General features: G+C 47.6%; 16 protein-coding genes and 2 pseudogenes. 12 read left to right on the forward strand and 6 right to left on the reverse strand.

Annotation, left to right across the window (positions count from 1 at the left end; all coding sequences use genetic code 11):
- Positions 1–96 precede the first annotated feature (96 nt).
- A complete protein-coding gene (locus AC6I8X_RS26775; protein WP_497841770.1) occupies positions 97–765 on the reverse strand; it encodes a class I SAM-dependent methyltransferase in 669 nt (222 codons plus the stop codon).
- Positions 766–1,096: 331 nt separating this feature from the next.
- On the opposite strand from AC6I8X_RS26775, the gene alaE reads away from it, so the two are divergent.
- The 4 genes from alaE to AC6I8X_RS26795 all read left to right on the forward strand — a co-directional run bounded on the left by alaE (position 1,097) and on the right by AC6I8X_RS26795 (position 3,100).
- Entirely contained in the window at positions 1,097–1,534 is a 438-nt protein-coding gene (gene alaE / locus AC6I8X_RS26780; protein WP_497841771.1) for an L-alanine exporter AlaE, read from the forward strand.
- A gap of 209 nt (positions 1,535–1,743) precedes the next feature.
- Positions 1,744–2,115 carry a VOC family protein gene (locus AC6I8X_RS26785; protein ID WP_497841772.1) on the forward strand — a complete coding sequence of 124 codons (372 nt, stop codon included), beginning with the start codon at positions 1,744–1,746 and terminating at the stop codon, positions 2,113–2,115.
- A 177-nt stretch (positions 2,116–2,292) separates the two neighbouring features.
- On the forward strand, positions 2,293–2,607 hold the full coding sequence (locus AC6I8X_RS26790; protein ID WP_497841773.1) for a DUF6678 family protein: 315 nt from the start codon (positions 2,293–2,295) through the stop codon (positions 2,605–2,607).
- A 220-nt stretch (positions 2,608–2,827) separates the two neighbouring features.
- Complete coding sequence (locus tag AC6I8X_RS26795; protein ID WP_497841774.1) at positions 2,828–3,100, forward strand: YrhB domain-containing protein; 273 nt, start codon at positions 2,828–2,830, stop codon at positions 3,098–3,100.
- A gap of 52 nt (positions 3,101–3,152) precedes the next feature.
- On the opposite strand, the gene AC6I8X_RS26800 is transcribed toward AC6I8X_RS26795, so the two are convergent.
- From AC6I8X_RS26800 to arsH, 4 genes and pseudogenes are all read right to left on the reverse strand, one after another.
- Positions 3,153–3,383 (reverse strand): hypothetical protein, encoded by a 231-nt coding sequence (locus AC6I8X_RS26800; RefSeq protein ID WP_497841775.1) that lies wholly within the window; start codon positions 3,381–3,383, stop codon positions 3,153–3,155.
- 406 nt (positions 3,384–3,789) lie between these two features.
- A pseudogene (locus AC6I8X_RS26805) lies at positions 3,790–3,930 on the reverse strand (arsenical resistance protein ArsH); the annotation flags it as partial.
- 84 nt (positions 3,931–4,014) lie between these two features.
- Positions 4,015–5,625 (reverse strand): ISL3 family transposase, encoded by a 1,611-nt coding sequence (locus AC6I8X_RS26810; protein ID WP_497841776.1) that lies wholly within the window; start codon positions 5,623–5,625, stop codon positions 4,015–4,017.
- A 103-nt stretch (positions 5,626–5,728) separates the two neighbouring features.
- Positions 5,729–6,295, reverse strand: a pseudogene (arsH, locus tag AC6I8X_RS26815) (arsenical resistance protein ArsH); the annotation flags it as partial.
- Between the two features lie 86 nt (positions 6,296–6,381).
- Between arsH and AC6I8X_RS26820 the strand changes: the two are divergent.
- From AC6I8X_RS26820 to arsC, 3 genes are read left to right on the forward strand one after another with little or no spacing between them, the layout of a single operon-like run.
- Positions 6,382–6,702 carry a transcriptional regulator gene (locus tag AC6I8X_RS26820; protein ID WP_497841777.1) on the forward strand — a complete coding sequence of 107 codons (321 nt, stop codon included), beginning with the start codon at positions 6,382–6,384 and terminating at the stop codon, positions 6,700–6,702.
- 44 nt (positions 6,703–6,746) lie between these two features.
- On the forward strand, positions 6,747–8,036 hold the full coding sequence (locus AC6I8X_RS26825; protein WP_497841778.1) for an arsenic transporter: 1,290 nt from the start codon (positions 6,747–6,749) through the stop codon (positions 8,034–8,036).
- Positions 8,037–8,048: 12 nt separating this feature from the next.
- Complete coding sequence (gene arsC / locus AC6I8X_RS26830; protein ID WP_497841779.1) at positions 8,049–8,474, forward strand: glutaredoxin-dependent arsenate reductase; 426 nt, start codon at positions 8,049–8,051, stop codon at positions 8,472–8,474.
- Between the two features lie 175 nt (positions 8,475–8,649).
- Here the strand turns inward: arsC and AC6I8X_RS26835 are convergent, their stop codons facing one another.
- The gene (locus AC6I8X_RS26835) at positions 8,650–9,384 is read right to left on the reverse strand and encodes a metallophosphoesterase family protein (RefSeq protein ID WP_497841780.1); all 735 of its coding nucleotides are present in this window, start codon (positions 9,382–9,384) and stop codon (positions 8,650–8,652) included.
- Between the two features lie 1,070 nt (positions 9,385–10,454).
- Between AC6I8X_RS26835 and AC6I8X_RS26840 the strand changes: the two genes are divergently transcribed.
- The 5 genes from AC6I8X_RS26840 (at position 10,455) to AC6I8X_RS26860 (ending at position 13,609) form a co-directional block, all read left to right on the forward strand.
- Positions 10,455–11,348, forward strand: a complete 894-nt coding sequence (locus tag AC6I8X_RS26840) for an alpha/beta hydrolase (RefSeq protein WP_497841781.1) — start codon at positions 10,455–10,457, stop codon at positions 11,346–11,348.
- Positions 11,349–11,609: 261 nt separating this feature from the next.
- Complete coding sequence (locus AC6I8X_RS26845) at positions 11,610–12,044, forward strand: bifunctional diaminohydroxyphosphoribosylaminopyrimidine deaminase/5-amino-6-(5-phosphoribosylamino)uracil reductase RibD (protein ID WP_497841782.1); 435 nt, start codon at positions 11,610–11,612, stop codon at positions 12,042–12,044.
- Positions 12,045–12,193: 149 nt separating this feature from the next.
- On the forward strand, positions 12,194–12,517 hold the full coding sequence (locus AC6I8X_RS26850; RefSeq protein ID WP_313683737.1) for an antibiotic biosynthesis monooxygenase family protein: 324 nt from the start codon (positions 12,194–12,196) through the stop codon (positions 12,515–12,517).
- A complete protein-coding gene (locus tag AC6I8X_RS26855; RefSeq protein ID WP_497841783.1) occupies positions 12,510–12,902 on the forward strand; it encodes an amino acid-binding protein in 393 nt (130 codons plus the stop codon). Before AC6I8X_RS26850 ends, AC6I8X_RS26855 begins: the two co-directional genes overlap by 8 nt.
- Entirely contained in the window at positions 12,899–13,609 is a 711-nt protein-coding gene (locus AC6I8X_RS26860) for an ArsR/SmtB family transcription factor (RefSeq protein ID WP_497841965.1), read from the forward strand. Before AC6I8X_RS26855 ends, AC6I8X_RS26860 begins: the two co-directional genes overlap by 4 nt.
- Positions 13,610–13,686: the final 77 nt, after the last annotated feature.

Consider the following 13,686-nt stretch of genomic DNA (forward strand, 5'->3'; position numbering starts at 1 on the left):
ATATGTCCGGTCCTCGCTCCCAGCGGCCCCTGGCTCAGTTAGCTTGCCCGATTTGTTCCATGGCTGACGTTACCAAATCTAAGAATCAGTCTGTGACTAGCTCACCGAACATACCAGTGTGGCATGATCCCACCACGCGTTGTTATTAACTCTGGCTGCCAGTACTTTAAAATGCTCTTCCTGTATCTCATCAGTTAAAGCCTGGAGCGGTTTTCGCGTACGCCAGGGTTGACCATCTTTCATTATATGATATCTGACTGGATCATAAGCGGTAGCATCCTGCGAATAACCGGGGGTTCCGCACATGGAACTAATCACCAATCGACCCTTGGGTTTGAGCAATCTCCTCACTTCTTTGAAAAAGAGGGCTCGGGCATCGTCAATAAGGAAATGCAAACAACTGCCATCAAAAATCAACTCAAACATTGAGTCCTTGCATTGATGGATATGACAAACATCACTGACAAGAAATTGTGCTGATAGCCCTGCTTTCTGAAACCGGCTTTCTGCCCATCTGATAGCCGTTTCAGACAAATCCACACCCCATACAGAATATCCTCGCTCAGCAAGAGATTGCGCTGCCATCGCACCGTTACCACACCCCATTTCAAGTACCGCCGCTCCTGACCGAGGTAAGTACTGATGTAAGTTGAGCCAATGAAAGATTTTTTCTTGCTGTTTTTTTGACCTGAGATAGCCATTGCCAGCCCAGGCGACAGCTCCGTTTGCTAGCAACTGCCTGTATTGTTTTTCATAGGGGTTCACAGTGAGTACTCCTTTTCAGCAACAATATCGTGCACTTTATACGCCATTTATCGAGCAAATGAAGTTTATAGCCGAAAAAATGGTTGTAATGGACACGTAACATCGTCCGTTCCTCGCTCTTAGCAGCCCTCTTGCCAGTGACACCGGAGTGCCAATAAGAAATCCTTGGTGTATTTCAAATCGATAGGCAGGAAAGGAGTTCGATTTTTCACTATCTTTACTGCGGAAAAAATGCGCCAGTCAACTTCTGAATGTGTGCTGGCTGTAGATAAAACCTGCCCCATCATGCCAAAACAGGAAATGTATTTTGCCTAAACTTCAGGATCCGAGCATGCACCGTACTGCATTCTTTGCGGATACCACTGCGCTGATTTTATTTTTCACTACAACGGGCATTATTAATGAAAGATGGATCGCTGGGATGGCGTGGGAGCAGGTGCTGCATGCACGTTTAATAGGCGCAGTTCTGATGGTACCGGTAGCTCGTCCTTATGGCTTATGGCGCGATTGGGTGATGCAATGTGCGGGATCGAGCCGGGTTTCGAAGCTGCTGTGGGACAGTGTTGCGCTGATGAGTTTTCAGGTACCTATCTATATGGTCATCATTGCTTTTAGCGGTGCATCTGGCAGTGGATTAGTTCGCGGTACACTCGGTGCCGCATTAATGATGCTGCTTCTGGGACGGCCTTATGGGGCTTTTCTCAATCGGGTGCGAAGGTTGTTTGGTTTGCCGCCTGGTGGGGAGCGGCCAATGTCGTTGGGAGATTAAGGGTAATTACTGCCCCGTGCCATAAAGCGGACATCAACAACACAACGGCGCGGAGCATTAGCTTTAAGAACCTTTCACTGCTCGACACAGGTTTCAATTCCACATTTGGAAAAAATATCATATCCTTATCAATCACCTGGCACCGCCCAGTCGCTTAGCTACGGCACCGCCCAGCGCTATGCTATTGATTAACAACCACGGGGTTGATCATGCAGCATCCAATTAAATTTGGTCGTATAGCAGCCGTATTGCCAGTCAAAAATATCAATATTTCCAAAGCGTTTTACATAAATGGGCTCAATTTCAAAAATGTTTTTGAAAATGGAGACCCTGTGGGCTTCGTGATACTAAGACGTGAAGACGCTGAATTACATTTAACTCTTCAACCACAGTACAAAGCCCCTTCCTTTCCTGTCGCGCACCTTCTTGTCGATGATGCAAATGCACTTTATAGCCAATGTCAGAATGTTGGTGCCAGAATTATCAAAGGCATACAAGATAAAGATTATGGCATACGGGCGTTTGTCTTCGCTGATCCAGATGGGAATCGTATCGATGTTGGACAGATTCTGAATCAGTAATTAAGGGCAGATTGATACGCAAAAAGGTCGTCTGTAAAGGGCGACCGAACAGTCAGAACAAGAAATTTGCAGGTTGACGAATACATGGGCAAACAACTGAACATCGACTGGCATAGTTCTTTATTAACACACAACGTAATGTGTTAATCTGTAGGAGGCTGGCTTCTGGAGATTTGAATGCTCAATAGCTGCATGAATAATACAAAATGGAATGAGATCCGCATGGCAATGGTTAACATGACATCTCCTCCCCTATGGAAAACTACCTCTCTCAACGGTTATGAATCCGCAGCTGATGGCGAGTGGTTTTACCATTTCAATGAAGGTGGTTATTCGCATATCCTGTATCTTGATGTTTTGACAAATTCAGATGAGCAACACGCCGTGGTTGGAACTATTCTTCGTGCCATTCATCTCCCCGGAATTGAGACTTCAACCGGCTATAGAATTTTGGGGTACGCCGACTCGGCCTGTAATGTGGATTACCTTTAACTGGGCAGAACCAAAAAAATTGCTTTAATAGTAGTGTGAAGATGGCATCTGTTCATCGCTTTCAACCGCCCATTAGAGTCTATGTGGGTGGCTCACTGGCAAAACGAGAATGCTTCTTGTATAAAACAATCCAGCAGCGGCTGATATGTTATATAATCGGTATGTCAGATACTTTGCATATCAGTCAGCTCTGATGACTTCATTGACTGAGGACGAAACAATGATCACGTATCAAAATGCTATGGACAAAGCATCAGACTATCTAAAAGATCATGAGATACCCGTTGTTATTACTCTTCATGGGCGATTCTCGGAGGGCTGGTTCTTTCATTATCAGTCGAGAAAATATCTTGAAACGGGAGAATTTTCAACTCAACTAGCGGGGAACTCACCGTTCATTATTGATAAAGATAATGGAGAAATTCATTTACTCGGAACAGCTTTTCCGTTGGATAAATATTTGCAGGATTACGAAACGCTAAAAAACAAGTAAATACAACTTCTCATCCTTAGCGAACTGGCCCCTCGTGGCGCTTCAATTTTTTTCATAAATTTTTACTTTTCTTGTATGTTGACCATTCATTCCATATATCTCCAGCATAGAGATCTGGATAGCCACGACTTTTGGTCATATCATTTGCAATTTCTGCTGGCAACTCGATAGCCGTAGCATTATCGCAAATGAATTCAACCTCATTCTTAGTTAATTCATATCCAGCTTCCTTCTCTTTTGCCTCAAGTAATGCAACAAGTGAAGGGATAAATACAATAGCCATTTATAGTCAGATTCCGTTAATTTCTCAATATCAAATCATCATGGCATAAATGCCCCGTCGTTGCATGCCTTTCATCATTCCTGAGTAAAATGATACGAATTTGTATTGCCTTAATCCTGAGAAGACACACTGACGTCCACTCCTCACTCACAGCAGACCATCTGACCACGCAGCCGGTCAGTCATGTGCCCAGGCTGTGTGAAAACGTTTTTTTGTACATAACTATGGCAAATAATAGAGTTCAAACCGCGTCCTTACGTAAAATTTGACTCTACTATCCAACCGATCTGTTTCAGATTTTGCATAACTTCACGCACTTCAGTCCCTGGTTTGTAGTTTTCACACAGCCTGTGCCACAAGCGCACATTACTGAATACATTCGGAGTGAATATAAGAACAGGGAACTCTATACTTTTTCCTGATTGATGCGGAATGAAAGTTCCTGATGGCTTTCTTTTCGTTCGCTGTAACGATCGGCAAGGTAATCAGTTTGTCCCTTGAGCAACAGCGTAATTTTAAACAACTCCTCGACGACATCGACGATACGTGTCAACAGCAGTCGAACTTTGACCCACTTTTGTTTAACAACAGCAGTTGTAATTTGGGTCTTCCGCAACTTGGGTGGATCCACTCATGCCAGAGGACTCATTACCCTCCGCCTGAGCAGTTCGAACCCGGCACGACCATACATCTGGCGCTTCAGCATTTTCAGGGGATTTACATGCCCTTCAACAACACCATTACTCCAGCTGCAACTGATGGCCTCAACGACTGCTGGCGCGTCAGACTCCATACCTGCCGCAACCCGTTCCAGCTCAGCCAGTCCGCTTTCACTGACACTGATGAACCACGGGTGTAACAGGGTTTTGTTTTTCGTTTTCAGCATCCTATAGAAGTCGAGGGCAAGTTGCTGCGCCATTTTTATCTGCGGCTCTTTTTCGCACATCAGACCTATGAACCGTGATGCGTAATTTTCTTCACCTCTTATTATTCGCCAGGGCATCAGCCAGCGACTGACCCGTGAGGCTGAAGGGAGACGAGCTGGCACTACAGCTGGAACTGTCACGCCTTTACGCCATCCCGCAACAGCATTCCTGACGGTTGTTTCACTGCCGCTAAAACCAGCAGCAACCATTTCCCGCCACATCTGACCGGCATTCTGATTGCCGTTTTCCCGTTGCTGCTCTAACCAGTCACGCCATGGGTCAAGCAGTCCGGGCTTTGGTGGGCGGGTTGATATTTCCGGGAACTCGCCCGATTGTATCCATCGGCGAACCGTTACTCGGGATAAACCGGTGATACGTGATATCTCCCTGATCCCGCATCCCTTTTTGTGGAGTGAGTTCACTTCCTCCCAGCGCTGATATCGCTTTTCACGCTTCTGCTGTTTGATCCGTTCCGGCAGGCGAAGAGGAGATACTGAAGTATCAGGCAGGACATCTGCCATATTCTTTTTTGGCGACAGCTCACCGGCGACCTGCCGTATCAGGGGCATGTGTCTGAACATCATGCGCTCCAGCGCATCACCGATATTTTTCAGAAGATGCCATCTGTCGGCGACCTGTTTTGCCTGTGGAGCGCCAGCATATGCCGCTGTCGCGTAAATGCCGCCGCGATCGCGCGATACAACCTGTATCTCAGGATATTTTCTGAACCATGCCGCCAGTGACTTTTGCTCGCGACCGGGAAGGAGAACCAGAGGACGATGCGTATCAAGATTGACGATCAGCGTGCCATACCTGTGCCCCCGATGCCACGCCCATTCATCAATGCCCACATGCGGAGTCATCGTTTCTGTCTGCTCAGGAGCCTGAACCACTCTGCGCAGAAGTGTGTCAGCGCTGGTCTGCACACCAGTGGCTGTAGCTGCTCGTTTTCCGGCTTCGCCACCGGCTATCAATCCCAGTTGGTGTTGCAGTTTCTGCAGAGCCAGTGTGGACTGCTGCCTTGCATCAGCAAAAGGAGCGAGTGATTCAGCAAAGACCTGGCGCGGACATGACGGATTGCGACAGTACCAGTGGCGGATAGCAAAGCTGAGATAGAGGGTCTGTCCTGCGCAGGGAAGATGCTGCAGACGCCGTCGCCGATAGCTGTGTACGGAACGGGTACGTTTCATGCATTCAGGGCAATGTGCTGTTTTACGCGTGGCGCGAAGGTTCAGACTTATACCGTCCGGGCCATTCGATTGTCGAACCAGTTTCCAGCCAGGTGGCAACAGCAACAGAGTTTTAAGAGAGGGCATTAAGTTATCCTTAACTTAAAGTTGATTAGATCTTTGTTAACTAGAAAGTTTCATCCTTTTTTCACCACCCAAGTTGCGGAAGAACCACTATTCCACTAAAGCTAACAATACGATCATACCAGGACGAAGGTTTCATTCGCCCGTTCTCATCGAATTCCTGCCAGGCTTTTGCAACTGAGGACTGGTTGGGGATAGTGAACATCCGCATCCACCGGCCCAGAATGCGCATCTGGTTCACGGCATTGAAGGACTGAGAACCACCACAGACCTGCATCACCGCAAGGGTTTTTCCCTGGGAAGGACGAACAGCACCTTCGCTTAAGGGGATCCAGTCTATCTGCGCTTTCATAATTGCACTCATTGCTCCATGCCGCTCCGGGGAACTCCACACCATCCCATCACACCATCTGACCAGTCCGCGTAGCTCGGTGACTTTAGGGTGTGTATCCGGGGCATCATCTGGCAGGGGCAAACCGGAAGGGTTAAACAGTCTGACCTCTGCCCCCATCGCCGTCAGCAGACGACCCGCTTCCTCCGCTGCAAAACGGCTGTACGAGCGCTCTCTTACCGAGCCATACAGAATCAGGATCCGTGGCTGCTCCTGTACATGAAGGCGCTCAGCGATGTGATGATCAAAATAGTCAGCGTTCAGGGCAGGAAATTGCTTCATTTTTTCTCCTCCGGAATGGGTTGGTAGTTTCAAACTAAATACATATGATTTACCATATGTATATCCTAAAGGGAAGGGAGTGAAAAATGCTACAACCTGTTCAGCTTTTCAAAATTCTGTCAGATGAAACCCGCCTCGCCATTGTCATGCTTCTCCGAGAGTCTGGAGAACTATGCGTCTGCGATATTTGCGCGGCCACCACCGAATCTCAGCCTAAAATCTCGCGCCACATGGCTATTCTTCGAGAAGCTGAGCTGGTTCTTGATCGCCGGGAAGGGAAATGGATCCACTATCGTCTGTCACCCCACATACCGGCGTGGGCGGCTGAAACGATCACGTCGTCCTGGCAGTGTCTGCGGGATGATGTGCGCGAATGGCTGGGTAAATCAGCCTGCTCCTCCTGCTGAAATGGCAAAATACATATGTTAATTCATATATAATGGAGTCTGTAATGCTTCTGGCAGGGAGTATCTTTTTACTGACGCTGATACTGGTCATCTGGCAACCCAGAGGCCTGAGTATTGGCTGGAGCGCAAGTATCGGGGCCGTGCTGGCTCTGGGAACGGGAGTCATCCACATTGATGATATCCCCGTTGTCTGGAACATCGTCTGGAACGCAACAGCGGCATTTATTGCAGTGATCATCATCAGCTTGCTGCTCGATGAGTCCGGTTTCTTTGAATGGGCCGCGCTGCATGTTTCCCGCTGGGGTAACGGACGTGGCCGTGTGCTGTTTACCTGGATAGTACTTCTCGGTGCCGCTGTTTCTGCACTATTTGCCAACGACGGCGCAGCATTGATCCTGACACCGATTGTAATTGCGATGCTGCTCGCCCTGGGATTCAGCAAAGGCACGACACTGGCCTTTGTTATGGCCGCTGGATTTATAGCAGATACCGCCAGTCTGCCGCTGATTGTTTCTAACCTGGTAAATATCGTCTCGGCGGATTTCTTCGAGCTGGGCTTTACGCAGTACGCCTCAATTATGCTCCCCGTGAATCTGGCAGCCATTGCAGCCACAGTGATCATGCTGCATTTATTCTTCCGCAATGATATCCCGGCGACATATGACGTTTTACTGCTGAAGAAGCCTGCGAGTGCGATAAAGGACCTGGCGACGTTCAGGGCAGGCTGGATTGTTCTGTTACTGCTTCTGGTAGGGTTCTTTGTACTGGAGCCGCTGGGAATACCTGTCAGCGCGATAGCAGCAGCTGGCGCAGCAGTGCTGTTTGTAGTGGCGAAGAGGGGCCATGCCATTAATACCGGGAGAGTGCTGCGCGGTGCGCCCTGGCAAATCGTGATTTTCTCGCTGGGCATGTACCTGGTGATATACGGCCTGCGCAATGCCGGACTTACGGAGTATATGTCTGGCGTGTTGAATCTTCTGGCAGATAAGGGGTTGTGGGCCGCAACGTTCGGTACAGGCTTCCTGACGGCTTTTCTCTCTTCTGTGATGAACAATATGCCAACGGTACTGATTGGCGCACTGTCGATTGACGGGAGTGCCGCGACCGGCGTCGTCAAAGAGGCGATGATTTATGCCAATGTGATTGGCTGCGATTTAGGCCCGAAAATCACCCCTATTGGTAGTCTGGCTACCCTGCTGTGGTTGCATGTTCTGACACAAAAAAATATGACCATCACATGGGGATATTACTTCCGCACCGGCGTTATCATGACCCTGCCCGTGCTGTTTGTCACTCTGGCCGCGCTGGCGTGGCGGCTCTCTGTCACTTTGTAATGAGATACTGATATGAGCAACATTACCATTTATCACAACCCGGCCTGTGGAACCTCACGTAACACGCTGGAGATGATCCGTAACAGCGGTAACGAACCAAATATTATTTATTATCTCGATACGCCACCGACCCGCGATGAGCTTATTAAACTCATTTCAGATATGGGAATTACCGTGCACGCATTGTTGCGTAAGAACGTTGAACCCTATGAGAAATTGGGTCTTGCCGAGAACACGTTTACAGATGAACAGTTGATTGATTTTATGCTTCAGCATCCAATCCTGATTAATCGACCAGTGGTGGTGACACCGCTTGGCACACGTCTTTGTCGTCCTTCAGAAACGGTGCTGGATATTCTACCAGAAAACCAGAAAGGCCCTTTTACAAAAGAGGATGGTGAAAAAGTGGTTGATGAAGACGGTAAACGAGTTAAGTAATCAGTCCACTGCATATCACTCTCACCACATCCCGGCGTCTGTCACTAAATGTGGACGTCCGCTTTTCGCTATTACAGAAGCCATGACTCACTAAGCAGATAGCCGGCTTAGTGCAGACGGCAGGTGAACGAAACTCACAAAGAGCCAGAATCGGTAAAAGTAAATCTTAGTATTTCTACATTAGCCCTGATTTTAATGCGTTCAACCAGTCGGGGCGATTATTTCTGATCGCTACTGTCGCAGCCGACTCCCAGTCATAATCCACCGCCCTGAACTCAGCATCCCATACTCCGTTATGTCTCTCCAAAATTGCATAACGTGCATGTGGGGAACCGCTTTCCATGACATGCCGATAGGGAGTGTCATCATCATAGGCCTGTAACCCTACGCTGCCGGGATTAACGATAAGTCGACCATCAGTCAACTGCAATTTACGGGGAATGTGCGTATGTCCGCAAAGGATCAGTGATGCGTGGGTATTTGCCACAAGCGACAATACGCGCGCCTCAGGCGACTGTCGTACGCCGGAGGCTGTAACTTCTTCGAGAAGATAAATGAGGTCATTACCCGGAACGCCGTGCACCATCAGAATATCATCACTAAAAGTTAACTCCGCTGGCAGCTGTTTGAGCCACTGCCAATGTTCAGGGCTAAGCTGTTCAAACGCATGCCTGTCAGACAAGCTCATATCTGAAAAATCCTGTTCAAGGAGTTGCCGTTCGTGATTACCTCGTATAGTTGGAAAATGAAGAGGCATCAGCCTTTCAGCAGTTTCTGCAGGGAATAGCCCTCCCGACACGATGTCACCCAGATTCAGAATATGATCGACTTTTTGAGACTGTATGTCCGTCAGCACAGCCTCCAGGGCTGCAAGATTTCCATGGATATCTGAAATTACTGCAAGTTTCATGTGACTTTCCTTGTGAAGTTATTATTTTTAAAGCAGCTACCCAGACAATTTGCAGGGTGTATAGGGTTATTCAAATTACTAGTTATCTGATTACGATACAAATGCCCTTATCTGTGATTATGATATCTCATCCTCATTTTTAGCAGCATTAAATTTCTAAGGCATAAGCCTGAACCGGCCGTGTTCGTTGAACGCGCTTAGCAGACAGGTTGTTCTGTTGATTGGCAGAGTTGTGCCAGAAGCGGAAATTACTAACATGAGTCTCAGTTAGTTAGCGGAGAGCAGTTCAAGCCACCTTAAGAGGTTTTGAATTTTATGCGTGCTTGTCTTACGTGCTTGCCACTCTTATCCCTTTCAGATAAAATCCATTGAACAAATCAATTAACAACCATATGAAATGACTGGGAAATATTATTTTAGACACTGTTTTTGGGGTTTGATTGGTTTCGGATATCTAGTTTACAACATTCTGAAAGATCTACACGATGGATTAATCTTCCCTGCATATATACCTTATATTCCGTATATTGCCGCCTATTTAACAATAAGTGCAGTCACGTACCCATTTTCTTTTTTTGTTACAAATAAGTTGGCGCTAATAGTAATGAAAAAAGAAACATGGAGTTATTATTTCACTCTGAACGGCCCCTCATGGAATGTCTTTATTTTAGTATACATGCTTTGTGGATTATTATCGATACCACTACTCATGCTTTATCCAATTATAAAAAACCTTAAATCACATTAAAACTTAACCCCCCTGACACAACACCATGTGTTTTAAATCCGCTTCGACTTCTGCAATCATCTCATAACCAAATCCTAATGCTGAAGCCTCAGCCCTCGTAAAATGAGATGCTGGCTGCTCGCTAAAAGGAGAAACCGCTCTCCTTGATTAGCTCCCCGATGTGCCAGGAGCGGACGGCACGCGGCAGGGTCGCGCTGATGTGGCGTGTGGCAATACCAGTAAGTATTTTTTGTCAAAAGCTGTCCCGTACCTACAAAAAATAGTGCATGCTTCATTTCACAACTTCACAGGCAGTGGGCCTTATTAACAAGGAATTTATGGCGTGATTGACTTCACCCGCTTTAAGGAGCGCTATGACCAGCTCAACGATTTGTTACCTTACCCGGATAAAATTAGCGAAGTACAAATCAGTGGATTGTATCTCAGGGTATATGAGCCCAAAACGGTAGTAGATGAAGTTCTTATCGTGTACCACGGTGGTGGAGTTAACTCTGATGCAGGTTACGATATTCTGGCACGACAACTGAGCTATGCTTTACACGTCTGCGTCTGTCTTGTCGATATTCGCGGGCACGGTCGTTCGTGTGGGCACAGGGGCGATGCTTTAAGCCCTGGCCAAATCTGGCAGGATGTGGATACTGTTATTGACTATGTCCACACCTCTTACACAGATGCCAGGATTCACTTGCTTGGGCACTCCAGCGGCGGTGGTATGCTGATAAATTACTTCACCCAGCACGTCCTATCGCGAAAGGTAGACAGTCTACTTCTGCTCGCGCCTGCACTTGGTCCTTTTTCACCACCGGCTTTACACACGGATTTGTCCATTCCTTTTGCGTCAGTTAACCGCTGGGCTTTCATATTCAATGCGCTCAGTGCAGGTTTTTTTGGGGGGCATCGTGCTGGTGTGAAGCTTAATTTTCCCCAGAAGATTATTAGCTCAAGACCTGATTTTGTTCAGGTGTATAGCGTAAATATGGCTAATGCCCTGACCCCCCGCAACCCTGCAAGGCAACTTAAAAAGCTCTCGTTTCCAGTAATAATCTTGCTTGCTGAGCAGGATGAACTGTTTGATGCGAGCCAAATGGATGATTTTTTTAAGAGTAGCGGAAATTCGAATTTAAGCAGTCACATTGTGGAAAACAGCACGCATCTCAGTTGTATTTTTGAGCTTACGGATAGCGTGAGGAAACATTTCGCAGTCCTGCCTTCATGAATGAAGTTCAGATAAAGGATGTAATGTTTTATGCCATGGAAATAACCTTTCCCATAAGTCAAACTTCCGCTCCTCGCTCAAAGCTGCCTGTGGCCTTTCCTGCATCACCTGAAGCCAGGAGCGGACATTCCTGGCATCAATCCTTGTTAATCGACGGGCGTGGCCATAGCTGTTATTTAATTAATCTGAATTATGGACATTTATGCCTGATACCTTAAAAATCGTAAATCTATGACTTACATACTCAGGCAGAAAAAGTGTATGAGCAAAAAACTGGAATTCATGCTGTTGGCGCTTGAATACTCCCGTCAGGCGTTACCACTATGCAGACCAAATCCACCTGTAGGATGTGTGATTGTCCATAAAGGTAAAGTGGTTTCCAAAGGTTTCACACAATCTCCAGGCCACCATCACGCTGAGATAGACGCCATTTCAAAACTAACCTTTCCAATTGGCGAATGTGAAATATTTGTCACGCTTGAACCCTGCTCCTTTCAAGGCAGAACCCCCTCCTGTGCTTTAACACTCGCTGAGTTGAAGCCACAACATATCTATGTTGCTATTGAAGATCCGCATCCAGGAAACAGGGGGAAAGGACTCAATATTTTAAAGAATGCAGGTATCAGCTATACGACAGGTATCGGCAAGCAAGAAGTAGAGGATTTTCTGTCACCTTATTTGGTGAGGTCATATTAGGCTGCCTGCAAATTTCAAAACTGTCCCTCGCCCCTCGTTCTCTTTCCATCCCGACAGCCTTCTAACGCACATGCATCCTTCGGTGCTGACCGAAGCAACCTGCCTCCGTCAGCAATAAACTAACCTGAAATTAACGATGGAGTAGACACATGATTGCGGTACTTTTCGAGGCAGATGCCCTGCCTGAGGCTCAGGAAAGATATTTTCAGCTTGCTGCTGAGCTGAGGCCTTTATTGTCAGACACACCCGGGTTTATTTCTATTGAGCGCTTTCAGAGCCTGAATACGCCGGGAAAAATCCTTTCGTTGTCATGGTGGGAAGATGAAGAGTCTGTCGCCGGATGGAAGCAAAATGTTATGCATAAGGCAGCACAGAAAGAAGGTAAGCAGTCAATTTTTTCATTCTACAGAATACGCATTGCCCGTGTATTCCGTGACTACTGTTCTGACAAGGAGGCACATCAGCATGTATGACATTCACGTTATTCTCAGCAATATCCCGGGCTCGCTTGCTTCACTTGGTACTGTGCTGGGCAAGAATGGTGTGGGGCTTGAAGGCGGCGGAGTATTTTCAGCGCCCGATGCCGGACACGCGCATTTCCTTGTTGAAGACGGTGAAAAAGCCCGTAAGGTACTGTCGGATGCTGGCTTTGACGTCAGTAGCATCAGGCAACCTGTGATAAGAAAATTGCCTCAGGAACGGCCTGGAGAGCTGGGAGAAATCGCTGCCACCCTTGCCAGGCATGGTATTAATATTCTGGTACAGTACAGCGACCACAGTAACCGACTCATTCTGGTGACGGATGATGATATTCGGGCGGCTGAAGTTACTCAAAAATGGGCAATACCTTCGAAATGAATCTCCATAACAGTCAGCGCGATTCTGAACCGGATGATGCTCTTGAAACATCAATGGTAATGGTTGCTTCTGCGATATCTGACCCATCAAGGGTCAGTATTCTGTGCGCCCTGATGGATGGGCGCGCGTGGACAGCCACTGAACTCAGCGCAGTGGCTGGCATTGCCGCATCCACTACCAGCGGACATCTCAGTCGGCTCCTCAGCAATGGGCTGGTTATTTGTCTAACGCAGGGGCGTCACCGTTATTACAGCCTTGCGGGCCATCATATCGCCGGACTGCTGGAAAACCTGATGGGGGTATCCATGCAAACTCCCAGGGCTCCTGCGTCCAGCACGCCGGTATCTCTTCGCTATGCTCGCACCTGCTATGACCATCTGGCGGGCGAGCTTGCAGTGAATATTTATGAGTTTATGCTGCGGGAAAAGTGGCTTGAAGCTGATGGTTCGGCGCTGACGTTGGCAGGCAAAAACCATTTTGAGAAACTTGGTGTGGTGCTTAACTCACACTCTCGCCGTAAGCCCTGCTGTCCTTGTCTTGACTGGAGCGAAAGACGTTTCCATCTGGGCGGTAATGCGGGCGCGGCACTCATGGATCTTTTTCTTAAGAAAGAATGGATAACCCGCATCCACGGGTACCGCGAAGTGAACATGACCGACAGTGGCAGAATTGGCATGGGCCGCCTCTTTAATTTGAGTTTCATCTGAACTCAAATATTGCGTGTGCGGGTTTAGTGGCCGAGGTATACAGCGGAGACCTTATCCAGAAACGCGTACAGCTCCCA

Source organism: Pantoea sp. X-Soil-TKNS-1280, from assembly GCF_059730475.1.

Coding starts and splice junctions, on each gene's coding strand:
- AC6I8X_RS26800 (WP_497841775.1), bottom strand. CDS start 3,383: ATGGCTATTGTATTTATCCCTTCACTTGTTGCATTACTTGAGGCAAAA.
- AC6I8X_RS26790 (WP_497841773.1), top strand. CDS start 2,293: ATGCTCAATAGCTGCATGAATAATACAAAATGGAATGAGATCCGCATG.
- AC6I8X_RS26850 (WP_313683737.1), top strand. CDS start 12,194: ATGATTGCGGTACTTTTCGAGGCAGATGCCCTGCCTGAGGCTCAGGAA.
- AC6I8X_RS26795 (WP_497841774.1), top strand. CDS start 2,828: ATGATCACGTATCAAAATGCTATGGACAAAGCATCAGACTATCTAAAA.
- AC6I8X_RS26820 (WP_497841777.1), top strand. CDS start 6,382: ATGCTACAACCTGTTCAGCTTTTCAAAATTCTGTCAGATGAAACCCGC.
- AC6I8X_RS26825 (WP_497841778.1), top strand. CDS start 6,747: ATGCTTCTGGCAGGGAGTATCTTTTTACTGACGCTGATACTGGTCATC.
- AC6I8X_RS26855 (WP_497841783.1), top strand. CDS start 12,510: ATGTATGACATTCACGTTATTCTCAGCAATATCCCGGGCTCGCTTGCT.
- AC6I8X_RS26835 (WP_497841780.1), bottom strand. CDS start 9,384: ATGAAACTTGCAGTAATTTCAGATATCCATGGAAATCTTGCAGCCCTG.
- AC6I8X_RS26860 (WP_497841965.1), top strand. CDS start 12,899: ATGAATCTCCATAACAGTCAGCGCGATTCTGAACCGGATGATGCTCTT.
- AC6I8X_RS26785 (WP_497841772.1), top strand. CDS start 1,744: ATGCAGCATCCAATTAAATTTGGTCGTATAGCAGCCGTATTGCCAGTC.
- AC6I8X_RS26845 (WP_497841782.1), top strand. CDS start 11,610: ATGAGCAAAAAACTGGAATTCATGCTGTTGGCGCTTGAATACTCCCGT.
- alaE (WP_497841771.1), top strand. CDS start 1,097: ATGCACCGTACTGCATTCTTTGCGGATACCACTGCGCTGATTTTATTT.
- arsC (WP_497841779.1), top strand. CDS start 8,049: ATGAGCAACATTACCATTTATCACAACCCGGCCTGTGGAACCTCACGT.
- AC6I8X_RS26810 (WP_497841776.1), bottom strand. CDS start 5,625: ATGCCCTCTCTTAAAACTCTGTTGCTGTTGCCACCTGGCTGGAAACTG.